20 protein-coding genes are annotated in these 24,530 nt (G+C 55.8%); 15 read left to right on the top strand and 5 right to left on the bottom strand.

Annotated elements, in window-relative coordinates; genetic code table 11:
* The first annotated feature begins 25 nt into the window (after positions 1-25).
* Complete coding sequence (locus HRQ63_RS10600) at positions 26-823, top strand: TatD family hydrolase (RefSeq protein ID WP_172242962.1); 798 nt, start codon at positions 26-28, stop codon at positions 821-823.
* 219 nt (positions 824-1,042) lie between these two features.
* Positions 1,043-1,675, top strand: a complete 633-nt coding sequence (locus tag HRQ63_RS10595; protein WP_172242959.1) for a P-loop nucleotide/nucleoside kinase family protein — start codon at positions 1,043-1,045, stop codon at positions 1,673-1,675.
* A 303-nt stretch (positions 1,676-1,978) separates the two neighbouring features.
* Here HRQ63_RS10595 and HRQ63_RS10590 read toward each other — a convergent pair whose 3' ends face one another.
* The 3 genes from HRQ63_RS10590 to HRQ63_RS10580 form a co-directional block, all read right to left on the bottom strand.
* Positions 1,979-2,236: a hypothetical protein gene (locus HRQ63_RS10590; protein ID WP_172242956.1), complete on the bottom strand. Its 258-nt coding sequence runs from the start codon at positions 2,234-2,236 to the stop codon at positions 1,979-1,981.
* The gene (locus HRQ63_RS10585) at positions 2,229-3,248 is read right to left on the bottom strand and encodes a 3'-5' exonuclease (protein WP_172242953.1); all 1,020 of its coding nucleotides are present in this window, start codon (positions 3,246-3,248) and stop codon (positions 2,229-2,231) included. Before HRQ63_RS10585 ends, HRQ63_RS10590 begins: the two co-directional genes overlap by 8 nt.
* Before the next feature lie 152 nt (positions 3,249-3,400).
* On the bottom strand, positions 3,401-4,045 hold the full coding sequence (locus tag HRQ63_RS10580) for an NAD(P)-dependent oxidoreductase (protein ID WP_172242950.1): 645 nt from the start codon (positions 4,043-4,045) through the stop codon (positions 3,401-3,403).
* A 312-nt stretch (positions 4,046-4,357) separates the two neighbouring features.
* Between HRQ63_RS10580 and HRQ63_RS10575 the strand changes: the two genes are divergently transcribed.
* The 4 genes from HRQ63_RS10575 to HRQ63_RS10560 all read left to right on the top strand — a co-directional run bounded on the left by HRQ63_RS10575 (position 4,358) and on the right by HRQ63_RS10560 (position 9,455).
* Complete coding sequence (locus HRQ63_RS10575) at positions 4,358-5,968, top strand: alkaline phosphatase (protein ID WP_172243490.1); 1,611 nt, start codon at positions 4,358-4,360, stop codon at positions 5,966-5,968.
* A gap of 368 nt (positions 5,969-6,336) precedes the next feature.
* Positions 6,337-7,317, top strand: a complete 981-nt coding sequence (locus HRQ63_RS10570; RefSeq protein ID WP_172242947.1) for an ABC transporter ATP-binding protein — start codon at positions 6,337-6,339, stop codon at positions 7,315-7,317.
* Positions 7,317-8,843, top strand: a complete 1,527-nt coding sequence (locus HRQ63_RS10565) for an ABC transporter permease/substrate-binding protein (protein WP_172242944.1) — start codon at positions 7,317-7,319, stop codon at positions 8,841-8,843. The genes HRQ63_RS10570 and HRQ63_RS10565 overlap by 1 nt, the downstream gene beginning before the upstream one ends.
* 18 nt (positions 8,844-8,861) lie before the next feature.
* Positions 8,862-9,455: an STM3941 family protein gene (locus HRQ63_RS10560; RefSeq protein WP_172242941.1), complete on the top strand. Its 594-nt coding sequence runs from the start codon at positions 8,862-8,864 to the stop codon at positions 9,453-9,455.
* Positions 9,456-9,562: 107 nt separating this feature from the next.
* Here HRQ63_RS10560 and HRQ63_RS10555 read toward each other — a convergent pair whose 3' ends face one another.
* Positions 9,563-10,300 (bottom strand): superoxide dismutase family protein, encoded by a 738-nt coding sequence (locus HRQ63_RS10555; RefSeq protein ID WP_172242938.1) that lies wholly within the window; start codon positions 10,298-10,300, stop codon positions 9,563-9,565.
* 272 nt (positions 10,301-10,572) lie between these two features.
* On the opposite strand from HRQ63_RS10555, the gene HRQ63_RS10550 reads away from it, so the two are divergent.
* The 9 genes from HRQ63_RS10550 (at position 10,573) to HRQ63_RS10510 (ending at position 23,356) form a co-directional block, all read left to right on the top strand.
* Entirely contained in the window at positions 10,573-11,550 is a 978-nt protein-coding gene (locus HRQ63_RS10550) for a sugar ABC transporter substrate-binding protein (protein ID WP_172242935.1), read from the top strand.
* Positions 11,547-13,013, top strand: a complete 1,467-nt coding sequence (locus HRQ63_RS10545; protein WP_172242932.1) for a sensor histidine kinase — start codon at positions 11,547-11,549, stop codon at positions 13,011-13,013. The genes HRQ63_RS10550 and HRQ63_RS10545 overlap by 4 nt, the downstream gene beginning before the upstream one ends.
* Positions 12,988-14,544 (top strand): response regulator, encoded by a 1,557-nt coding sequence (locus tag HRQ63_RS10540; RefSeq protein WP_172242929.1) that lies wholly within the window; start codon positions 12,988-12,990, stop codon positions 14,542-14,544. Before HRQ63_RS10545 ends, HRQ63_RS10540 begins: the two co-directional genes overlap by 26 nt.
* On the top strand, positions 14,541-15,794 hold the full coding sequence (gene xylF / locus HRQ63_RS10535) for a D-xylose ABC transporter substrate-binding protein (protein WP_229714126.1): 1,254 nt from the start codon (positions 14,541-14,543) through the stop codon (positions 15,792-15,794). The genes HRQ63_RS10540 and xylF overlap by 4 nt, the downstream gene beginning before the upstream one ends.
* A 415-nt stretch (positions 15,795-16,209) precedes the next feature.
* Positions 16,210-17,328, top strand: a complete 1,119-nt coding sequence (locus HRQ63_RS10530; protein ID WP_172242926.1) for a sugar ABC transporter substrate-binding protein — start codon at positions 16,210-16,212, stop codon at positions 17,326-17,328.
* Positions 17,329-17,416: 88 nt separating this feature from the next.
* Positions 17,417-18,985: a sugar ABC transporter ATP-binding protein gene (locus HRQ63_RS10525; protein WP_172242923.1), complete on the top strand. Its 1,569-nt coding sequence runs from the start codon at positions 17,417-17,419 to the stop codon at positions 18,983-18,985.
* A gap of 49 nt (positions 18,986-19,034) precedes the next feature.
* Positions 19,035-20,210 carry a sugar ABC transporter permease gene (locus HRQ63_RS10520; protein ID WP_172242920.1) on the top strand — a complete coding sequence of 392 codons (1,176 nt, stop codon included), beginning with the start codon at positions 19,035-19,037 and terminating at the stop codon, positions 20,208-20,210.
* A gap of 869 nt (positions 20,211-21,079) precedes the next feature.
* On the top strand, positions 21,080-22,087 hold the full coding sequence (locus tag HRQ63_RS10515) for a Gfo/Idh/MocA family protein (RefSeq protein WP_172242917.1): 1,008 nt from the start codon (positions 21,080-21,082) through the stop codon (positions 22,085-22,087).
* A gap of 153 nt (positions 22,088-22,240) precedes the next feature.
* Entirely contained in the window at positions 22,241-23,356 is a 1,116-nt protein-coding gene (locus HRQ63_RS10510; protein ID WP_172242914.1) for a WG repeat-containing protein, read from the top strand.
* Between the two features lie 177 nt (positions 23,357-23,533).
* Here HRQ63_RS10510 and HRQ63_RS10505 read toward each other — a convergent pair whose 3' ends face one another.
* On the bottom strand, positions 23,534-24,373 hold the full coding sequence (locus HRQ63_RS10505; protein ID WP_172242911.1) for a 3'-5' exonuclease: 840 nt from the start codon (positions 24,371-24,373) through the stop codon (positions 23,534-23,536).
* Positions 24,374-24,530: the final 157 nt, after the last annotated feature.

Below are 24,530 nucleotides of genomic sequence, written 5' to 3'. Positions count from 1 at the left end.
ATGAACAGCAAAAGGAGTGTTGGATATGTCATCTTTTCGACAAACGATCGATATCGGCATCAATCTGATGCATCGATCATTCGGCTCAGACCGCGAGGAAGTCGTGCAGGCCGCGATCGAAGCCGGGGTATCCCCGATGATCATCACCGGGACGAGCGTGCGAAGCAGCGAAGCGGCCGCCGAGTATGCGCGCCGCTATCCGGGTAAGCTGTATGCTACCGCAGGCGTGCATCCGCATGACGCGAAAAGCTGCGGCGAGCGCACGCTGCAAAGCTTGCGCAAACTGGCGGCGGGCGATGAAGTACTGGCGATCGGCGAATGCGGCCTGGATTACAATCGCGACTTCTCGCCGCGAGACGCGCAGCTGGAATGGTTCGCGAAGCAGGTCGAGTTGGCGGAGGAGCTGGAAATGCCGCTGTTCCTGCATGAACGGGACGCCCACGAGGACTTCGCGCGGATCATCCGCCGGATGAAGCCTGCCGGACTTCCGGCCGTGGTGCATTGCTTTACCGGCACGGAGGCGGAACTGCGCGCTTATCTGGATATGGATTTGCATATCGGGATCACCGGCTGGATCTGCGACGAACGCCGCGGCAAACATCTGCGCGAACTGGTACGCCTGATTCCGCCTGATCGGCTCATGATCGAGACGGATGCGCCGTTTTTGACGCCTCGCGATCTTGTACCGAAGCCGAAAGACGGACGGAACGAGCCGATTCATCTGCCGCATATCGCGCGCGCCGTAGCGGAATGTACGGGAAGAAGCGCGGAGTTGGTTATGGAACAGACGACAGAAACGGCGAAAGCTTTTTTCAAACTTTAAAAAATGGGATCGGCTCTAACAAGTGCAAGGTGAATCCGCGATAGAATAGGTAAAAGAATAAACATTTTCTCGACGAACATTAAACATTTCGAAATGAGTATGTTAAAATGAAAATTATCCAATAAACATCAATTCACAGCGCGTATTTCAATATGAAGCGCGCTTCTTTATTACAAAAATCAGCCATGAATCAGGCAAGTGAAGGGGATGAAAGACGCTATGCGCAAACTGGTATTTTTCGTAGGGGGAGCCGGAAGCGGCAAAACGACGATCGCCAAAGGCATTACGATCAAGGAACATCCGGTTTTTCTGGATATGGACACCGCTTCCCGTCCGGCGAGCGAGAAGATCATGGAGTTGATGGGACACGATCCGCATGACCGCGATTCGGCCGCGTACAAGATGCTGTGCCGCGATCTGGGCTACCGCCTGACGATGGACTCCGCTTTGGAAAACCTGGAATTGGGCTCCGACGTGTTCGCGGTCGGGCCGTTCACCAGCGAGATCCGCAATCCGAACTGGATTCATGAAGAGCTGGCCAAGATCGGCGCAACCGTGAACGACGTCGAGGTCAAAGTCGTTTACGTCTATCTGGAAGACATGGCCCAGTACAAAAAACGCATCGAAGACCGCGGACACAAGGCCGACGAATGGAAACTGGCGAACTGGGACGAATTCGTGCAGCGCATGCAGCGTACCGAAGTCCAGTGGGAACTGCCGGGCCGATCGGTTCTGTACTTCGATAATTCGCAAGGGACGCTGGAAGAGAATATTATCAGCGTCGAACGCTTCATCTACGGCGATTCGGACACGACGGAAGACGGCGTTCCGGTGTCGATCGGCAAAGCCTGATTTCTTTTAACCGTAAAAGGATGCCAACCGTATGTCCATCGAGCCAAACGTGCTGATGTGTTTGAAAACAAAAAAACTAGCAACCAACGAAAGAACCAGATCCTTTCTCAAAAGGATCTGGTTCTTTTTTTCTATTTTCAAGCTGTGCAACGTCGCTTAAGCGGAGGGATGAATTCAGTGAAGGAGCGATAGCGACCGCCTTTGACTTGGGGAAGCTTCCTTATATCCATTCTAATCAGGCTTCCCCAAGTCAACACGCGGCCGAAACGAATTTATCCCGCAGCGCCACGCACGACTACAGCACTACAGCTCATCGTCTTCCTCCTGCTGATATAACCGACTCTTGGGCTGTTCCTCTTTAATCTCCGCCGAAATTCGGCGAAATCGTCTCATATTCATCACGAACGTATACGTGCGAAGCGCCGCAAGCAGCAGCGGCAGCAAAATACCGAGCGGCGTGTACAATTCGAAGTAGAAAATCGCGGCAATCGCCAGCGCCACGAATACGACGTCGAAAAACATTTTTTGCTGCAAACGCATCTGAAGTTTGCGATTATCCATCCCGGCGCTCCTTCGAAGCCCGCAGCGCGGCGAACTCTATTTCTTCAAGCAGAGGCGTAAAGTCGTCCTCGCACAGGATTTGAATGGTACTGCCGCCGGCCGCCAGCTTTTCGGCCGCCTGCGTCTTGCTGCTGGAGTAGCCGCCTGCCCTGTATTTTGCATAATCGTTGCGTCCTACTACGAGATAATCGGTTTTCCATTCGACCGAATCCGTGCAGAATGCGCCCAGATTCGCGGTACGCCGCAGCGCTTCTTCACGCTTGACGCTGCTCATCCGGCCGCTGAATACGATCCGTTTTCCATAGAGCGGGTTGCTTGGGTCGGCATCGCGATTGGATGCGGGAAGCGGCTTTTTTTTGGACGTCGGGGAGCTGTTCGCAGCAGCAGAACCGTCTCGTCCGTTGCGTCCCCGATTACTTTTCGGCGCCGAAGCCGAAAACGACACATGCTCGCCGACTTGCGTAATCTGTCCGATTCGATAGCCGTAACGCGCCGCGAGCGCATCGCAATCTGAAGCTTCGCCTTCCGTTGAACAACGCAGCATGATCTTGGCCGACGTTCGTGCATCCTCGATCGCGTCGTGATGTTTGAACGCGCTCAGTCCCAGTTCCTTTGCCACGGTATTCAGTTTATGATTCGGCATCGTCGGCCAAATCTTGCGCGACATCAGGAAGGAGCACATGTATTGGATATGCGGCAGTTCCAGACCGTATTCTTCGGCGCTGCGGCGCAATACGCTCATATCGAACGAAGCGTTATGGGCGACCAGCACGCGGCCTTCGATCCGGCGCTTCATTTCCGGCCAAATCTCCGCGAACGAAGGCGCATTTTCCACCTGATCCGGCGTTATGCCGTGCACCGCGATGCAGAAATAATCGAAATCGTCGTGCGGATTGACGAGCGTGTAATATTCGTCGACGATGCGCCCGCCGCGCACCTCGACCAGGCCTACCGCGCAGACGCTTGCCCGCTTGGAGTTGGCCGTTTCGAAGTCGATCGCGACAAAGTCCATGACTTCGACACCTCCTTTTTATCGGCACGGACGCAAACTCGCCGCTTCGAACGGGTCTGCATGCTTCCGTCCGGAGCGGCAGCGGAAAAGACCGGTTTGCGCACGCGCCTAATTCTATTTGTTTGTTGATACGAACCGATGTGTCAATATGCCTAACTTCCGATAAACGGACAGCGGCGCACATATTCCGCTTCGTCGATCTGGTTCACGAGGAAGCGGGCGACGTCTCCGTTATAGATCCGGTTTCCCGTCATCCGATCCGCGTCGGCTTTGATCGCGCAGCCGCCCTGTCCTTCCTTGACGACCGGCAGCCGGACGAGTGTCCATTCCACGGAGCTGCTCTGAAGCACGGCCAGTTCTGCCAAGCGATCCTGGGCGAAATGGGGATGCAGGGAACGCAGCATGCGCGAGACGACGCGTCCGCCGATCGATTTATGGTCGCCCTGAAGTTTCAGGGATAACCCGGTAACCCCGATGTAGCGCCGGACTCCGGCGCGTTCCATTTCTTCGAGTACCCGTTTCGTGACGCTGCTGTATAGGGGTTCCTCTTGCGGGGGGCGTCCGAAAGTGTTGATTACCGCGGAGCAGCCGTGCATCAGATCGCGCAGCGAGTCGAAGCGCGTCGCGTCGCCTTGGATGACGGACAGCCTGGCTGCCATCTCCGGCGGCAGTTGCATGCTTCGCACGCTGCGCGCGAGCATGCGTACCCGATATCCCTGCTGAAGTGCGCAGCTGACGACATAACGACCCACGCTGCCGGTTCCGCCGATCACGGCAATGAGCTTGGATTGATTCATGTGACCCTCCATCTATATCGATCCTGGAAATTCAATGAGCAGGCCCTTCGACCGAAGCGACGAGCCTCTTTCTATTATGCGTTTCCGGCGAGATTGTTTCAACTTCGCGAAGCTTCAGACAGCCGGCAAGGAGGGGCTTTTTTACACAAATCGTAACTCTTCTTAATACTGCGCAAACGCTCTCTTCCTAAACTGGAAGAGCTTTGGAAATCATATAAAACCTTGTCGACATCGAAGGCAAGGCACTAAAAGGAGTGGATCGATTTGCAAAAGCTCGGACCTGCACGCGGAAAAAACAAGACAACGGCTTGGATGGCGGGGGCTTTATCCGCTGCTATGCTGCTCGGAACCGGCGCGCAAGCGGCGTTTGCCGCCGAGCAGCCGGAGATCGAGGCTCAGAACGTCATCATTTTGATTCCGGACGGAATGGGCATGGACGGAACGACGTTGGCACGCTGGTATAACGGCGGCGAAGCCTTGGCCATGGACGAGATGGCGAGCGGGCTCGTGCGTACATACTCCGCCGACGCTGCCATAGCGGACTCGGCCCCGGCGGGTACGGCATTCGCAACGGGACACAAGTCGCATACGGGCTACGTCGGCGTACTGCCGGACAAGAACACGATGCCGGGCCTTGAAGCCATTGCATCCGGCGACGAGAAAAAGCCGGTCGCGAACGTGCTTGAAGCCGCACGTCTGGCAGGCAAATCGACAGGCATTATCGCCACCTCCGAAATCATGCACGCGACTCCGGCAGCCTTTAGCGCCCACTATCCGGATCGCGGCAATTACGATGCGCTGAGCGAACAGCAGGTGTATGCGGGTATCGACGTCGTGCTGGGCGGCGGAGCGAAATACTTCACGGCCGAGGAACGCGAAGACGGCGAGGATCTGCAAGCCGTTATCGAAGACCTAGGTTACGATCTGGTCAAAAGTCCGGCTGAACTGAAAGCGTCCAGCTCGGATAAGCTGTGGGGAATGTTCGCGGACAGCGCGATGAGTTATGAAATGGACCGGAATCCGGAAGAACAGCCGAGCCTGGCGGAAATGACCTCGAAAGCGATCGACGTGCTGGATCGCAACGAGGACGGCTTCTTCCTGATGATCGAAGGCAGCAAAGTCGACTGGGCTGCGCACGCGAACGATCCGATCGGCATTATCAGCGACGTGAACGCATTTGACGACGCAGTAGGCGAAGCGCTCGAGTTTGCGAAAGAAGACGGCAATACGATGGTCATCGCGGTAACGGACCACGCCAACGGCGGCATTTCGATCGGCGACCGCGCGACGACGGGCACGTACGATAAGGAACCGTTGGAGACGTTCATCGCGCCGCTGCTCAAAGCCAAGCTGACGGGCGAAGGTGTCGAAGCGAAGCTCGCGACGCCGCGCACGAACAATAACATCAAGCAGGTCATGGCCGAATACTACGGAATCTCCGACCTGACGAACAAGGAAGTCGAAGCCATCCGTCGCGCCGACGCGGGCAGATTGAACGGCGTGATCGGTCCGATGATCAGCGAACGCGCGCATATCGGCTGGACGTCCGGCGGCCATACGGGCGGAGACGTCGTACTGTACTCCTATGCGCCGAACGGCCAGAAGCTCAGCGGCGTGCTGGAAAACACGGACATCGCGCGCGAAATGGCTTCCGCGCTCGGCGTCGATCTCGATGCGGTAACGAAGCAGCTGTTCGTTCCGGCCGAAGCGTCTTTCAAAGCGAAAGGCGCTCAGGTAACGACGGACGACAGTGATGCGGCAAACCCCGTACTCGTCATAAAAAAAGGCAACAACACACTGCGCCTGCCCGTATTCAAAAGCGTAGCCGAATGGAACGGCCAACCCGTTCAATTGGACGGCAACGTTATCCACAACGGCCAACAATTCTTCGTCCCGCAAGACGCAGTAGATTTGCTCCCTTAAACGCATAAAGATAAAATACGAGCCCCGGAAAATAAATTCCGGGGCTTTTTCCTTGTCAATAATCCCCAACGTAGCTGGAAGCGAGAAGACGGAGAGAGAAATTCAGGTCAAGACGCCTTTGAACTCGGAAAATTCCTTATTCAAATCCAATCCCTTTTCCGAGTGAGACAGCGTCTTGTAAATCATTTCGAAGAAATGCACTTCGGAAGCGTATGCTGGCAATTTCTCTCGCAGTCTTCTCGCTTTCCCCGCCTACGTAACTTTCAAAGTTTGTTTTTCTCCCTCCCGTGATACCAAGCCGCCACAATCGGGTATTGATAAAAGAGAATGACAGACGAATTCCACGACAATCTACTTGGGAGAAAACTATGATCCTATTCGAGCATGTAACCAAAACGTATGATGATGGCCGTAAGGCTATCGACGGATTGTCTTTCGAGATCCAAAAAGGCGAGTTCTTCGTGCTGATCGGTCCCAGCGGCTGCGGCAAAACGACGGTGCTCAAAACGATCAACCGCCTGATCGAGACCAGCAGCGGGCAGATCCGTATCGAAGGTCGTCCCGTCGACGATTACAAGTTAAGCGAGCTGCGCTGGAATATCGGTTACGTGCTTCAGCAGATCGCGTTATTCCCGCATATGACGGTGGGCGAAAACGTGGCGCTGGTTCCCGAACTGATGAAGAAACCTCGCGAGGAGATCGAAAAATCGGTCAATCGACTGCTGGGCATGGTCGGACTGGACCCGGACGTCTATCGCGACAAGCTTCCTTCCGAACTGTCCGGCGGACAACAGCAGCGTGTCGGCGTCGTTCGGGCGCTGGCGGCGGATCCGGATATCTTGCTGATGGACGAGCCGTTCAGCGCGCTTGACCCGGTCACGCGCGAAAAGCTGCAAAACGACCTGTTGGAGCTTCAGCGCTCGATTCGAAAAACGATCGTCTTCGTGACGCACGATATGCGCGAAGCGATCAAACTCGGCGATCGCGTCTGTCTGATGAACGGCGGGAAAATCGTGCAAATCGGCTCGCCGGACGAGATCGTGCAGCATCCGGCAAACGATTTCGTCCGGGAATTTTTGGGCGATGCGGCCGGATCGGGAACCCATCGCGAAATCGCTTCGCATCTGACGGCGGAAGAATTGGCGGAGCCGTTGGAACCGGATAGCCGGATTACCAACGACGGCGCGGTGACCATCGGCGCGGATACCGCGTTGGGCGAACTGTTATGGCATTTTGCGGCCGAGAAACGCTTGTTGGTGAGACGGGGCGACGAGGTGATCGGCCTGCTGGATCGGGAACGAACGCTTAAGCGCATTGCCCGCGAAATTGAAGAAGGAGGCGAAGCCTGATGAATACCTTCTTCGACGTTCTTTCGCAGCGGCAGGATCAATTATGGAGCACGCTGGGCGAGCATATTGTGTTGTCGTTCATTTCTTTGCTGATCGCCGCGTTGATTGCCGTGCCGCTCGGACTGCTGCTGGCAAGGACGCCGCGCGCGGCGGAAGGCATTATCGGCGTAACCGCGGTGCTTCAGACGATTCCGTCCTTGGCGCTGCTCGGCCTGATGATTCCGCTGCTCGGCATCGGGCGCGTGCCGGCGGTCGTGGCGCTCGTGATCTATGCGCTGCTCCCGATTCTGCGCAACACGTATACGGGAGTGCGCGGCGTCGATCCCTCGCTGATCGAAGCGGCCGACGCGATGGGGATGAACCGGCGAAAACGGTTGTTCAAAGTCGAATTGCCGCTGGCGATGCCCGTCATCATGGCGGGCATTCGCACCGCGACCGTGCTGATTATCGGAACGGCCACGCTGGCCGCGTTGATCGGCGGCGGCGGCCTGGGCGAATTGATCCTGCTCGGCATCGACCGCAACGACACCAACCTGATTCTGATCGGGGCGATTCCGGCGGCGCTGCTCGCGATTATTTTTGACTTTGTGCTTCGTTTTCTGGAAAAGCTGTCGCTCAAGCGTTCGCTTGCGGCACTCGGCGGCTTTGCGGTTATCATCGCGGCTTTCCTGATTATCCCGCTTTTCGGTCAAGCCGCCAAAGCGGATCTGGTGCTCGGAGCCAAACTGGGACCGGAACCGGAAATTTTGATCAACATGTACAAAGAACTGATCGAGCAGGACACGGATCTGACGGTCGAGTTGAAGCCCGGACTCGGGAAGACTTCGTTCGTGTTCGCGGCTTTGCAAAACGGCGATATCGACATTTATCCCGAGTTTACCGGTACGGCCATCAGCGAATTCCTGAAAACCACCGCGACCAGCACCGATGCCGCCGAAGTGTATGCCCAGGCGCGGGACGGCATGAAAAGCGAATTCAATATGGCCCTGCTCGATCCGATGGCGTACAACAATACGTATGCGCTGGCGATGTCCAAGCGTCTTGCGGATCAATACCAGGTAGCGACGATCTCGGATCTCAAACCGATCGAGAACAATGTCGAAGCGGGCTTCACGCTTGAATTCTCGGATCGCGAAGACGGCTATCTGGGCATACAGGAGCTGTACGGCATCCAATTCCATACGGTATCCACGATGGAGCCGAAGCTGCGTTATCAAGCGATCGAAAGCGGCGATATCGACCTGCTCGATGCGTACTCGACCGACAGCGAATTGGCGCAGTACGATCTGACCGTGCTGGAAGACGACAAAGGTCTGTTCCCTCCTTACCAAGGCGCGCCGCTGATGCTTCAGGAAACGCTGGATAAGTACCCGGAACTGGCGGATACGCTGAATGTGCTGAGCGGACAGATTACCGACGACGAAATGCGGAAGATGAACTACGCGGTCAACGCGGAAGGGCGCTCGGCGGAAGACGTGGCTAAAGAATATTTGACGGAAAAAGGATTGCTGACATCGGCTGAATAATTAGAAAGGAGAACAAGCATGGAGCGCGATACGATGATGCAGGGAAGCCGCACGCTTCATTTTTATCAGAAACCGGGCAAAGCCCTGCAGATCGCGTTGTTCGGTCTGCTGTTCGTCGCCGTCGGCATCTATCTGATGGTTCTCGGCTTCAGTCCGGGGCCGGACCATTCGATCTTCGGCGGAATCATGGGCATTTTATCGCTGCTGATGGGGGTAACGGGCATGGGGTTCGGCGTTCGCCGGGCCTTCCGGTTCTCGCCGATCCTGACGCTGGACGAGAAAGGGCTGCACGATCGGGTGGCTGCGGCCAATGCCGGATTCGTAGCTTGGACCGAGATCAGCAAAATCGAACCTTATACGCTGATGAACCAGCCGTACATCGGGATCGATCTGCATAACGCGCAAGACTTTCTGTCGCGCCGAAGCGGCTTCATGCGGGGATTGATGAAAGCCAACCGCGGCCTCGTCTCGATGCCGGTCAATATTCCGATGCAAGGGTTCGGGGCCGAAGCTCCGGAAATTTTGCGGGAGATGGAACTGCGATGGCAGCGGTACGGGCATTTCGAAGACCGGTTAGGCGGTCATTCGTCGGACGGCTGGCCCGAAGAATAAGCGGCGCGGAAACCGAATATGCGAAAAAGGAGACGGCCGAGTATATTCGGCGGTCTCCTTTTTTGCGTTTGTTCGAGTGCCTGACTTTTCGAATCGAATCCGATCTGTTACTTCGGCACATTCCCGCCCGCGATCCGATCCCCCGAATCTCCGGCCGGATCGCTCTTCTGATCGTCCGCTCCCGCGTGGACGATAATCGAACGACCCGCGATGGACATCGGACTATCCGGCTGCAGATTAGCGCCTTCAAGGAAGAACTCCTGCACCGCTTTGCCGTTTTTGTCGGCGGTCAAGTTTTTGGTAAAGTCGCCGACGTGGGCGCCTTGCGGATTATTATGGCCGTGCTCGTGCTTGGTCGGATTGAAATGGCCGAGCGCCGTAGCGAAGTCGTTGTTTTTGATCGGCATTTGATGGACGTGGATGCCGTGCGGCCCCGCAGGAATATCCATCAAGCTCACTTTAACGCGTACCCCGCCTTTTTCCTCCATCAAATCAATGCTGCCGTGCACGGTGCCGTCCGCGCTTTTCACGATCGTTTTGGCGCTGCCTGTCGAGATGGCATTATTCGCGGCATCCCAATATACCGGAACGTCGAGCATGTCGCCGATCGCGCGTACCGGAACGTACGTCGTACCGTTGTAATTCAGCGCGGCCGGAGATTTGGCGCCGTTGCTGCCTGTCGGCGCGGGAGCTGCTTGTCTTTCGCCGAACGCAAAGAATGTCGCTTTGGAAATCATTGCGGATACCGACGTATCGGCCGCTGCAGCGGAAAGTCCGGAGAACAATACGGCACCGCATGCGAATGAGGCGACCAGATGCTTTTTGCCTAAAGGCTTTTTCGTCATGATAAATTCCTCCTCGATTGGGTTGCTTTTATCGCAGACTCGGGGAACGTTCCGACAATTGACTCTTCGTTGCACCTTACCCGTACAAGAAAACTCCGAAACGAACGATAAAAACAGTTTCATAGGCAGTTCTGCAAAAAAAATCTATTCAGACGCCGACTGATTTGCTACAGTAGACAAACTGCCAAGGAACTCGGCGGATATTCTGATCTTTCGGTGAACTGGAATAAAATGTTATAATTTAATTATCCGGATGAAAAGAGGGATACAGCTTGCATAAGACGATTAGCTTGGCGTTGGGTTCGATTTGCGCCATTTTTCTTTTTTTCACCATGATCTCCGCGATTCGATTCGTGCAATCCGCCTGGCAGCCGCCGCAGCTTCAGCATCGGGAAGAGGATCGTTATCGGCTTGTCCTCGTCACGCAGGATCTCGGCACGCCGTTCTGGAACGAGGTCGGCGAAGGGGCAGAGGCGGAAGCCCAGCGGCTGGGAGCGAATCTGGAAGTGTGGGGAACGTACGGCGAAGACCGGGAAGACTTTTTGAAGCAGCTTGAGATCGCGATCGATTCGAAGGTGGACGGCATCATCGTGCAGGGGATGGACGAAGATGCGTTCGATAGTCTGACGAAGGTAAAAGCGGCTTTTTACGGCATTCCGATCATTACGGTGGCAAGCGATGTGCCGATGTCCCAAAGCATGCGCAAAACGTATGTCGGCTCGGATGCCTTGGCGGCCGGAGAGCTGATTGCGAATACGCTGATTGCCGATATGGGCGACAGGGGCACGGTAGTCCTGATGGGCGATCAACGCGAAGAATATGATCAGCGGCAGCGGGTCGAAGGCATTCGCGGCATACTGGACCGGCATCCCGGTATCCGTATCGAATACGTGACCAGCTCGGACGAAGAGGAAAAGATTGCGGCCGCGACGCAGAACGTAATGAACCATTTCCCTGATGTAAACGCCTTCATATCGGTGGATGCCAACTTGACGCCGGCCATGGTGCAGGAGATCGGCCGACGCTCGCAGGTGGCGCCGTATCATATCTACTCTTTCGACGATAATCCCGATATCCTGGCTTTGCTGCGGCAGGGGAAGCTGGACGGAGTCGTTCAGCAATCTCCGTCGGAGATGGGAGAGACCGGCGTGCGAATGATGGTGCAGTGGCTGGAGGGCGAGACTGTTCCGCTTGACGCCGGGGGCTATCTGACCGATGTTCGCATGTTGACGACGGAGGATGCGCAATGATCGGAATTCAGCGAAAAATCTGGACGTTGACGGCCATTGTCATGTTCATCATGGCTTCGATCTGGATGATGCTCACCTACTACAACCAGAAGACGCAGGATCAATATAACGAGATTCTTCAGCGTTACCTGATCATGAACGAGGTCACGACGGCCAGCCGCCAGACGGTCAACGCGCTCAATATCTATCTGCTGACGCCGACCGAAGGGAATCTGAGCAGCTTGCGGCGCGGCGAACAGCAGCTGCGGGAAGCGCAAAGCTCGGTCGGCGTGCTGCGCAACGAAGAGAACGATTTCGCGCTGACCAGCTACATGAACCTGATCGATAGTCTTATTGAAACGACGGACCGATCGATCATGTTCAAATCCGAGCGCGAGACCGAGGAATCGTCGAAGGCTTTTGCGGAGGCGACGCGCGTTTCCCGTTATATATCGGAGATGACGCTGCAGCTGATCGATATCGAACTGAACACGTACGAGCGGTTCTACCGCAGCATCATCGAGCAAGCCGAAGAGTTGAAAAAGTTCGGGATCTGGATACTGCTTGCCATCACGTTCGGTCTGCTGCTGTTCACTTATTGGTTTTCGCTCAGCATCACAAGGCCGGTTCAGCAATTGACGAAAGCAGCGCAAGAGCTGGCCAAAGGCAAATTCGAACGGCAGATCGTCGTGAACTCGTCGGACGAGATTTCTTTTCTGGCGACGACATTCGAGCGCATGCGGGTGAACATCAACAATCTGATCCTCGAAATGAAAGAAAAAGCACGGCTGAAAAGCGAGCTGCAGCAAAGCCAACTGCTGCTTCAAGAAAGCCAGCTTCGCAGTTTGCAGAGCCAGATCAACCCGCATTTCCTGTTCAATATTCTCGACACGCTGTCCAAAAAGGCTTTTCTGGAAGGGGCGGAGGAGACAAGCGACCTGCTGGTAAGCGTGGCGGGGCTTCTGCGTTATAATCTCAAGCGGTTGGATCGCGCGGTGACGCTGTACGATGAGGTGCGCGTGATGCGGCAGTATATGGAGATCCAATCGGCGCGCTTTACGGAGCGGCTGAATCTGGTCACGGAGATCGACGAGAGCTGTCTGGCCGTGCAGATGCCGGGATTGACGCTGCAGCCGATTGTGGAGAACGCAGTCATTCACGCGATCGAACCTGCGGAAAACGGAGGAACGATTACGGTGACGATCGCGGATGCGGGCGACCATGTCGCGGTGGAGATTGCCGACGACGGGCCGGGGATGCACGAAGAAAAGATTCGCGGCATTCTGGAAGAACGCGACATGCAGCCGGAAGGGCATTCGACGGGAATCGGCTTCGGCAATGTGGTGAGGCGCCTGAGATTATTTTACGGCGTATCGGACGTGATCGAGATTCATAGCGGACAAGGCCGCGGCGTGCGGGTTCTGCTCAAATTACCGAAAACAAGGAGAAGCGACACCTATGATAAAGCTATTGATCGTGGATGACGAGCAGGTCGGCCGCGAAGGGCTGGAAGCTATTTTGCGCAAAGGATTCCCGGATCTGGTCATCGAGCAGGCGAAAAACGGGAAAATGGCGGTAGAGCTTGCGGAGTCTTTCGGACCGGACCTGATTCTGATGGATATCAAAATGCCGGGCATGGACGGATTGGAAGCGACGGAGATTATTGGCGACAAATATCCGGATATCAAGATCGTCATGGTGACCGCTTACGATACGTTCGATTACGCGCGCCGCGCGCTAAAGTTGGGCGTGAAGGATTATCTGCTCAAACCGAGCAAAGCGACCGAGATCAAAAAAACGGTCGGCCGCGTGCTGGAGCAGATCGATGAAGAGAAGCGTGAGCGCGAACGCAGCCGGTTGCGGGAAGACACGCTTGCGCGGGTGATGCCGGTGATCGAGACGGACATCGTGACGCAGCTATTGTTCGACCATGTGCACGAAGTGCATTCGGACGAGTTGGTGTCGTGGCTCGGCGCGGATGCGGGCAGCCAGACCTTTGCTTTGTCGGTGTTGGTGCCCGAAGGATCGGACGGCGCTTACGGCTCGATTCGCGATCTGGTGAGAAGGGAAGGCGCCGGATGGGTAGGAGCTTTATACGGCCGCCAGATTCCGATTATTGCTTTCCGCGACAACAGCCGTTCCTTCCGCGTGCAGGCATCGGAGCTTGCGAAAATGGTGCTCGAAACAGGCGGCCGCCATGTTCGGGACGGGTGGTTCGTCGGCGTAGGCAACGTCTGCGAATCGCTGTCGCAGGTGCGTCAGTCCTACCGCGAAGCGCTGCTGGCGACGCCGGATCCCACGCAGCCGGTGCGCTATCGACTGTATGTCGACAAGCCGGAGCCCGGCGCCGTCGGAACGGGCGAATCGCTGCTGGACCTGCCGGACAAGCGTTGGGAGCAGCACTTTTTCGAGCAGATTCGGATAAGGGATTGGGACGGTATTCGCACCGAAACGCTCGACTTTCTGCGCCGCTGCGAAAGCGAAGGAGCCGATCGCCTGCATGCGCAGCAGCGCGTATCGGAGCGGTTATGGGTATCGTCGCGGGTGCTTGCGGAGATGGGCGTGGAGATCGGGACGCCGACGTTTTCGTTCCAGGCTCAGGATTACCGTCAGCTGCGGGCGGAAACGGGAGCGATTCTGGATCGGATCAAACAGGCGTATGCGGAGCATCTGGAGCGGATCAAGCCCGATACGGTGCGGCGGATCAAACAGTACATCGCCGAGCATTCGCATGAGGACATCTCGCTGGAAGGGATCGGGGAGAAGTTCGAGCTAAGTCCTTTTTACATCAGCAAATTGTTCAAAGAGCAGGTCGGCGTGAACTACATCGATTTCCTGACCGAATGCCGGATCGACAAAGCGAAGAAGTTGATGAGCGACCCGGCGCGCAGTCTGAAAGAGATTACGTTCGAAGTGGGTTACCACGATCCGAACTACTTCAGCAAGGTGTTCAAAAAGATGTGCGATCTATCGCCGACGGAATATCGGAAGGCGCTGCTCGGAGGTGGCGAATGACGGTTACGGGAACCGGAAAGGAGAGCGGCAGCCGAACGTTTTTCACGCGGTATCCGCTGGTGCTGCTCGTGATGTTGTCGGCGCTCGCGATCGCGCTGCTGTCCGCCTGTTCGGGAAATGAGCCTTCGCCGGCCGGGGATGACCAATCGGCCGCGGCGATAACGGAGAACGGAAACGGGGAAACGGAGCCGCAAAAAGGCACGGGTACAGGTCAGGAGACTTCCGAAGAAGCAGATCCCGGAAAAAGCTCAAGCGAAGATCCGGCTTCTGCGGCGCTGCCCGGTCTCAAGCCGTCCGGCGAACCGCTCGTTATCGGCTTCACCATGGACACCTTGCTTGAGGAACGCTGGAAAAAAGACCGCGACCTGTTCGTGGAAGCGGCGGAGAAACTCGGCGCGGAAGTGGTCGTCAAGTCGGCCAACGGCGACGACGCCAGGCAGATCGCGCAGGCCGAAACGATGATCAGCCAAGGCGTCGACGTGCTGGTCATCGTGCCGCATAATGCGGAAGCGACCGCCGCCATTGTCAGCAAAGCGCACAAAGCGGGTATTAAGGTGCTGTCTTACGATCGGCTCGTGACCAATGCGGATGTCGATTTGTACGTATCGTTCGATAATATCGAGGTGGGACGATTGCAGGCCGAAGCGATCATGAAGCTTGTGCCGAAGGGCAATTACGTCTACATCGGAGGCGCCGATACGGACAACAATGCGCGTCAATTCAAAGAAGGCGCATTCGATGCGCTGCAGCCGTCGATCGATCGAGGCGATATCCGCGTCGTGTACGATCAATGGTCGAAAGATTGGAAGCCCGTCTATGCGTCGGAAAATATGCGCGAGGCGTTGGAGGCGAACGGCAGCGACGGAATCGATGCCGTAATCGTCGCCAATGACGCCACTGCCGGGGGAGCGGTGCAGGTATTGGAGAAAAACGGTTTGGCGGGTCGCATTCCGGTCGCGGGTCAGGATGCCGACCTGGCCTCGATCCGTCGGATCGTTGCGGGCACGCAGACGATGACCGTTTACAAACCGATCGGACGTTTGGCGGAGGAGACGGCAAAGTTTGCGGTTGCGTTGGCAAAAGGCGAGCAGCCTGCCGCGACCCGGCGAGTGAACAACGGCAAGATCGAGGTTCCTTCCGTCCTGCTGCCGCCGATCGCCGTCGATGCGTCGAACATCGACGAGACGGTGATCGCGGACGGCTTTCATTCGCGGGAGGACGTGTACGGTGCGGAAAACGCCAACGATTAACTGTCGTCCGTATGCAAGCCAGCAGGCGTTTGAAGCGAAATATTGCGCAAATCCTTTATTTTGACTCTATATTTTCAAAAAAACGAACAGAATGCTGCAAGCAGCCATCATTTTGCGTACTTGTTCCTTCTCGGAGGCGGAACAAGCGAAAAATGATGGATTGCCGCAGCATTTTTTTGTTATACGGAAGCACGGGCCTGAACAGCCCCGTAGCCCTCCGTTCGAACATCGGCAATCCGTTTGTCTGCACATTTTTGCAAGCGCTTTCTATTTGGCCTTAAAAAAGTACAGACGGTAGCAAAAGAGTGCTAATGATAAGCGCTTACACTTGCCCGATGCGATGCTATAGTTGATCTTGCCAGAAGAAAACAACACATTGCAACCTATTCAGACAAACCGAAAGGGGATCGTTCAGTTGAGAAAACAGTTTAAGGGGATTGTGCTCCTCGTTGCGGTCATGGTGTTCTCGATCGTCGCAACCGCGTGCGGCAACGGCGGCGGAACAAGCGGCAGCGGAGGAAGCGTAAGCGTCGGCATCGTACTGCCGACCAAAGACGAGCCGAGATGGGTGCAGGACGAGCAGCGCTTCAAAGACGCGCTGTCGGGCAGCAAATACACGACGGAAATCCTGTTCAGCCAAGGCTCTTCCGCGAAAGAAAAAGAAAACGTGGAAACGCTGCTGAATAAAGGCATCAAAGTGCTGATCATCTGCCCGCAGGACGGCGACGCCGCGGCGGCAGCCGTGGAAGCGGCGAAAAAAGACGGCGTAACGGTGATCTCGTACGACCGTTTGATCACCAGCACGGACGCGGTCGACTACTACGTGACCTTCGACAGCCTCGCGGTAGGCGCGGCTCAAGGCCAGTACCTGATCGATCATGCAAAAGGCAGCGGCCAACCGCTTTACCTGTATGCGGGCGCCGCTACGGACAACAACGCGTTCCTGTTCTTCCAAGGCGCTTGGGAAGTGCTGCAGCCGAAGATCGCGGACGGCACGTTCAAAATCGCGAACTCCACGGAAGCTGAAAAGCTGAAAGACACGAAAGACCTGACTCGCGACCAAATGAGCAGCATCATCGGCCAAGTGACGACGAACTGGGACCCGAACGAAGCTAAAAACAAAGCTCAAACCCACCTGACGGCAGCCGCCGCGGACATGAAAGGCGACGTATCGATCCTGGCTCCGAATGACGGCACAGCACGTTCGATCGCCGACGTATTCGGTTCCGACAGCGCGGTAACGAGCTTCGTGATTACGGGTCAAGACGCCGAGCAGGCTTCGATCCAGTACATCATCGACGGCAAACAATCCATGACGGTCTTCAAAGACGTGCGCACGCTCGTTAAAGACGCGATGGGCATGGCAGTCGAAGTACTCGACGGCAAAACGCCGGAAACGACAGGTTCGTACAACAACGGCGAAGTCGACGTCAAAGCGAAGCAAACCGACGTTATCGTCGTCGACAAAGAAAACGTGCAAAAAGAACTGATCGATTCCGACTACTACAAAGCGGAAGACTTCACGGGCCTGTAAGTTCAACAAACAGCCGGCTGAAAAGCAGGGACGGGGACGCCCCCGTTCCTCTTTCCCGGTAAACAAGGCGGTAAGGGGTGCGATAGAAATGGGCGGAACCAACCTGCAAAAAACGAACGGGCCGATATCGGAAGGTTCGGGCGGCAACATTCTCGAAATGCGCAATATTTCCAAAAACTTCACCGGCGTCAAAGCGCTGTCCGACGTGAATTTCCAAGTCAAGAAAGGCGAAATTCATTTCCTGGTCGGCGAAAACGGCGCAGGCAAATCGACATTGATGAAGGTGTTGAGCGGGGTCTACCCGTACGGCACATATGAGGGCGACATCGTTTACGAAGGCACGGTGCAGCAGTTCGCGAAGATTAACGACAGCGTCAAAACGGGCATCGCGATCATCTATCAAGAGCTGGCTTTGTTCCCGGACCTCAGCGTGTACGAGAATATTTTCGCGGGCAACGAGGTCAAGCGCGGCGGCGTGATCGATTGGAACGAGACGATCATCGAAGCGCGGAAAATGCTGCAAAAGGTCAAGCTGAACGTCAACCCCGAGACGCTGATCCGCGACCTCGGCGTCGGCAAGCAGCAGCTCGTCGAAATCGCCAAAACGCTCAGCAAAAACGTCAAGCTGCTGATCCTGGACGAACCGACCGCGGCGCTCAACGAGAACGACAGCGAAAACTTGCTCGATCTGCTGCGCGAACTGAAAAACCAGGGCATCACCTGCATCATGATCTCCCACAAGCTGAAAGAAGTCATCGCGATCGCGGACAAAGCGACGGTTATCCGCGACGGTAAAACGATCTGCACGCTGGATGCGTCCAAAGGCGAAATTACCGAAGCTTCGATCATCAAAAACATGGTCGGACGCGATATCGAAGACATCTATCCGAAGCGGCCCGACAAAAAGTTCGGCAACCACATCCTCGAGGTCAAGAACTGGACCGCTTACGATCCGCAGCTCGGCCGGAACATCGTCAAGAACGTCGACCTCTATGTGAAAAAAGGCGAGATCGTCGGCATCGCGGGCCTTATGGGCTCGGGCCGTACGGAGTTCGCGCTCAGCATTTTCGGCAATCCGAGAAATTACAAACTGGACGGCGAGCTGTACGTGGACGGCAAGCGCACGCGCTTCGGCCATACCAGCGACGCTATCAAGGCCGGCATCGCCTACGTGACCGAAGACCGCAAAGGCGACGGGCTGTTCCTGATCCAGGACATCAAAAGCAACGTCAGCGCGGCCAACCTCAAAGGCATCGCGCCGGGCGGCATCATCAACGACAACGAAGAAGTCAAAGTCGCCAACGAATACAAGGCGTCCATGAATATCAAAGCGCCTTCCGTCGAACAACTCGTCGGCAACCTGAGCGGCGGCAACCAGCAGAAAGTATCGCTCGGCAAATGGCTGTTCGTCGGCCCGCAGCTGTTGATTCTCGACGAACCGACGCGCGGTATCGACGTCGGCGCCAAGTTCGAAATTTACACCATCATGAACAAGCTGATCGCCCAGGGCATGAGCATCATCATGATCTCGTCCGAACTCGGCGAGGTGCTCGGCATGAGCGACCGGATCTACGTCATGGCCGAAGGCCGGATCAAAGGCGAGATCGCGGCCGAAGACGCCGATCAGGAAAAAATCATGGAGTTCGCGACGCAGTAAAAAAGTTCGACCGTAAAAACCACGCAATAGGATGCAGGAGGGGAAAACCGTGAACTTCTTTCAAGAAGCCAAATCTTTGCTCAAAGTAAATATCCGCGATTACGGCATGTATATCGCTTTGTTCGTCATCATGCTGACGTTCACGATCATGACCGACGGACTTTTCATGTCCTCGCGGAATATCAGTAACCTGCTTGACGCTACCGGCTATATCGCCGTGTTGGCGGTCGGCATGACGCTCGTTATCGTCATCCGGCATATCGACTTGTCAGTCGGTTTCGCCGCCGGCTTCATGGGCGCGATCGCCGCGATCATGCTGTCGCAGCTCGGCGTTCCCGTTTACTTCACCATTCCGATCATCCTGATCCTCGGTATCGTGATCGGCATGTTCAACGGCGTGCTGGTCGCGTCGGTCGGCATTCCGGCCTTCGTCTCGTCGCTGGCGGCGATGCTGATCTTCCGGGGCGCGCTGCTGCAAGTGACGGAGAAAACAGGCACGATCATCGTCAAAGACGACACGTTCAACGCGCTCGGCAACGGCTTCCTGCCTTCGCTGGGCCATATCGCCGGACTGAACGTGCTCTCGCTGATCCTCGGCGCCCTGGTTATCCTGTACTTCGTGTACGCCGAAATCTCCAAGCGCTCGCAAAAGATCAAATACAAATTCGAAGTGCCTTCCAACAAGATTTTCGCGATCAAGCTGATCTTCGTATCCGCGATCATCGCGTACCTGACCTGGATTCTCGCAGGCTACAACGGGTTCTCCTGGACGGTCGTAATCACCCTGCTGGTCGTGGCGATCTACCACTTCCTGACGACCAAAACGGTGCTCGGCCGCCATATCTACGCGGTCGGCAGCAACCCGGAAGCGGCTCACCTGAGCGGCATCAACGTTAAAAAGATCACGTATATCGTATTCGGCTCCATGGGCATGCTGTCCGCCCTGTCCGGCATCCTGTACACGGCCCGTCTGCAATCCGCGACGACGACCGCAGGCACGCTGTTCGAGCTTGACGCGATCGCGGCCGCTTACGTCGGCGGCGTATCCGCAGCCGGCGGCGTCGGCAAAGTCACCGGCTCCATCATCGGCGCGGTCGTTATGGCGTCCCTGTCCAGCGGCATGAACCTGCTGGGCGTCGGCATCTCTTACCAGTACATGATCCGCGGCGGCGTCTTGGCCGCAGCCGTAATCTTCGACGTCATGACTCGTCGGAAAAGAGGCTAAGCTTGAAGTTCCTGTTCGTTTGGGGGAAGCTGGGCGGGCGGCTGCGGGGGAATTCGTTCGAGCCGCTGTTTCGTCGAGAAAGCCTTCGGCTTTCCCGGCTCAAAGGCGTCTCTCACTGAATTCCCCCTACGCCGCCCGCTACGCTTCGGCCAAACCGGAACTTCCGCCTACCTCTTTAAAAAAGGGGTAGGGAAAAGCAGCCTCGACTTTCCGATCGTCTCGGCGGGCAGATCTTATTCATAAGAAGCGAAAGATTTTGTTCGATCTTTGGGTAGGGTCTTTGGCTGGAGGCTTTCTGTGGGAAGCCTTTTGCTAAAGTATTTGTTTAACCGCTTAGAGTAGTTCTACGATCTTATGACCTTAAAGCTTACCGTACATCGTTTCAACTGCAACAACCTTGATTCGAATTCTCTATTCACCCATCCCCTAAACCCCTAAAATAGCCGCCTTGCCCTTCTTCTTATCCCCAAGAAGAAGCCGCAAGGCGGCTTTTGCCGTCGGGGGAACATAAGGTTGGTTGGATAAGTCGTCGCAGAAGCGGAGGAGGGGATTCAGTGGAGGAATGAAATGTTCGCCTTTGCAATTGGGAAAATTCCTTACTACAATCCAATCCATTTTCCCAATTGCAACACGCGACCGAAACGAATCCCCTCCGCAGCGCCCCGCACGACCTCTCACCCAACCGCACGTCCCCTGACTTTTAGAAGCCAATAAAAAGGCTTCTTCCCCACCTCGCTACCTTTTCAACGTTCGATCTGGTAAAGTGTACAAGGAAAGGCTTACATCACGCGCGGGACGCATCGGGGTTCGAAAAAGCGCCGCGCCGAAACGTAAGCCGAAAACGATTTCTATTTCAAGGAGGATTCACGATGAGCGAGGCGGCAAACGGTAAGATCAAGTGGGGCATTCTGGGTACGGGCTGGATCGCCGAGCAGTTCGCAGCCGATCTGAAGCATGCTTCGAACGGCGAGCTGTACGCGATCGGTTCGCGCACGAAAGAAAGCGCCGACAAATTTGCGGAGAAATTCGGAGCGCCGGTTACGCACGGCAGCTACGAAGAACTGGCGAATGATCCGAACGTGGATGCGATCTATGTAGCGACCCCGCATCCTTTTCATAAAGAAAACGTTCTGACCGCTCTTGAAGGAGGCAAAGCCGTACTGTGCGAAAAGCCGTTCACGGTGAGCGCGGGCGAACTGGACGAGCTGATCCATTCGGCGCGCGAGAAAAAGCTGTTCTTGATGGAAGCCATGTGGTCGCGTTTCCTGCCGCCGATCGAGCAGGTGCGTCAATGGTTGAGCGACGACAAGATCGGCGACGTGCGCATCGTGAAAGCCGAGTTCGGTTTCGATGCGGGCTGGAATCCGGAAGGTCGTTTGCTGAATCCGGAGCTGGGCGGCGGGGCGCTGCTGGACGCGGGCATTTATCCGGTATCTTTTGCCTCGATGGTGCTCGGGCCGAACCCGAATAACGTCTGGACCACGGCGCATATCGGCGAAACGGGAGTCGACGAGCACTTCACGATCCTGCTGGATTACGGCGACGGCAAAACGGCTTCGCTGCACGGCGGCGTGCGCGTGAACTTCCCGAACGACGCGTTCATCCACGGCACGAAGGGGTATATCCATATCCCGCAATTCCTGTTTGCCAAGGAAGCGACGCTGTACGTCAACGGCGAAGAGCCGGTGAAAATCACGGACGATCGCGAAGACCGCGGCATCAAAGGCTATGCGTATGAAGCGGAAGAAGTCGGCCGCGCGCTGCTGGAAGGCCGTCACGAGAGCACCGTCATCACGTTGGCCGAGTCGCTGGGCATCATGCGGTTGCTCGATAACGTGCGCGGGCAGTGGGGACTGAAGTATCCGTTCGAAAAATAAGCCGAATCGATGGCGCCAAACGAACCCGGTCTTCTTTATGGAAGATCGGGCTTTTTGTTTTTTACAGAATTTGACGATAATAGATGCTTACCGGGCGGCTGTGGGTAAATAACTATCGTGCTTATGCACATCGACATCAGAGGGGGAAAAACATTGAAAAAACGTACATCGATCCTGCTTGCCCTGGCACTGACCGCTTCCGTCTCGACGGCAGCGATTACGCCGACTACATATGCAGCAGATAGCGCAACGAGTATCGTGAACGGAACGGCAAAGCCGGCGAGCTACCCGATGGTCGGCAATTTGAGCGAGGGACTCGTTTCGTTCTGGGACGGCAAAACGACGCTTTTCGGCTACGCGGACACGAACGGAAAAACGATCATCAAAGCGCAATATGACGAGGTTAAGCCATTTAGCGAAGGGTTGGCCGCCGTGCAAAAAGGATCACTGTGGGGCTTTGTCGACAAGACGGGAAAAGTCGTCGTGAAACCGAAGTATCAACAGGTCGGTCAAGGCTTCAGCGAAGGACTTGCCGCGGTTAAAGTCTCTTCCGGCAAATGGGCGTATATCAACAAGAGCGGCAAAGCCGTATTCAACGCGGCTTACGACGAAGCGCACGATTTCAGCGACGGAATGGCCGCCGTATGGAAAAAGAAAGGCACGTCGTATGTCGGAGGCTTTATCGATGCGAAAGGCAAAGAAATCGTCAAGCCTAAGTATGCCATGTTGAACGTATTCAGCGAAGGTCTGGCTCCGATCATGCAAAACGGCAAATGGGGCTATATCGATAAAAAAGGCAAAGTCGTCATCAAGCCGCAGTTCGACGGAGCCGCGCCTTTCAGCGAAGGAATGGCTTTGTTCCTCCAAAACGGAAAGTACGGCTACCTCAATACGAAAGGCAAAGTGATCGTCAAAGCGCAATATACCGGCGGCCAGTCCTTCAGCGAAGGACGGGCAGCGGTCAAAGTCGGCGGAAGCCTCAGCGACCGCAGCGGCAAATGGGGCTATATCGGCGTGACGGGCAAGCTGGTCATTCCGGCGCAGTTCAGCGACGAAGGCGCGGAGATCGGTTCGTTCAAGGAAGGCTTGGCTTTCGCGCAGCGCGCGGACGGCGTTAAAGTATTGATCGACCGCTTCGGCAAAGCGCGCGTGGATCTCAAAACGAATGATATCTACGTGGGCGAATTCGATAACGGGGTTGCGCTCGTGAAGGACATGTCGGAGCAAGGCGGTTACTACTTTATGAAAAACCCGATAAGCAGCAAATAAAGCCCGGACTTGGGCATGGATGAGGCAACCCGCGAGGAAAGTAGATCAAGCTGCGCTTCGCAGAATTTGCGTACATGTCCCAAGCTGCTTTTCCTTTAAAAAAAGCTGACCCGCCGCTCGTAACTTGAGCCGGGTCAGCTTTTTGCCGTATTAAAGTCGGGATTGAAATTCGAGCGTCTATTCGTTCGCCGAAGCTTCCGTTTGCACGGGAGCTTTTTCTGCGTCGGAAGCCGGTTCTCCCGAACCTTCCTCCGCCTTCGGCGGCATCGGGAACTCCGGCAGCGCATCGAAGTAAGCGTGCAGCTCGGCTTCCTTGCGCGGATCGTCGAACGGGATTTTTCCGTCCAAATAGTGCTTCAAGGCCAGTTCCCACGTCGGCACGATGCGGCGCGAGGCGAGCGATTTGGCGGCGGAACGGACGATGCGGCGCTCCTTCGAGTTCGAGAACATGTCTTTGTACTCTTTGGCGAGCGTCAGATCGAGCTTGTCGTAGACGGCGCGGAAAATATCGGCGGTCATCTTGGCGTCGTCGAGCGCGCGGTGCGCCGCGCCCGTCGCTTCGATGCCCAGCAGCTCAAGCGCGCCTTCGACGCTAACGTCGTTTTTGAGGTTCTGCGTGAGCAGGAAGCCTTTGAGCAGATCGAGCGAAGGGGTCTTCACCCAATACGTTTCTTCCAGCTTGTGCATGCGTACGTCTTGCACGATTCGCTTAATATCTTCGCCGCCCCAGACGACGAAGGTCAGCGGTCCGGGTACGGCATCCAGCCAGTCCCGGAAGTCGGCGATGACTTTCGGGAAACGGGCCGCGCTATCGATCGATTCCTGCGGGATGCCGGTTTTCTTTTTGATGAACGAGTTGAGCTTGGCAAAATAAACGGGTTTGATGAATGCCGAGAATGTATCGCTATCCCGCAAGGCCTCGTCCAGACGCACGGCCCCGATCTCGATGACTTCCATCGGATGCGGACTGGCGAACTTGCGGCCGTTAAATTCGATGTCCAAAACAATATAATTCAAAGATTCTGCCTCCATGCCGTATAGAAAATGAAAAACAATCGCTTTGTACAGTGTATCAAAAAACGGCGCGCATGGGGGAAGGATCGGAAAATCCGGGACTGCATAAAAAAATAGGCGTTCGGAGCGGACGGCGCGCGTCTTCAAACCTCGACGGCGG

This window comes from Saccharibacillus endophyticus (assembly GCF_013185185.1).
Lineage (GTDB): Bacteria > Bacillota > Bacilli > Paenibacillales > Paenibacillaceae > Saccharibacillus > Saccharibacillus endophyticus.
The sequence above is the reverse complement of the archived record's forward strand: the minus strand, read 5'-3'. Positions and strand labels throughout refer to the sequence as shown.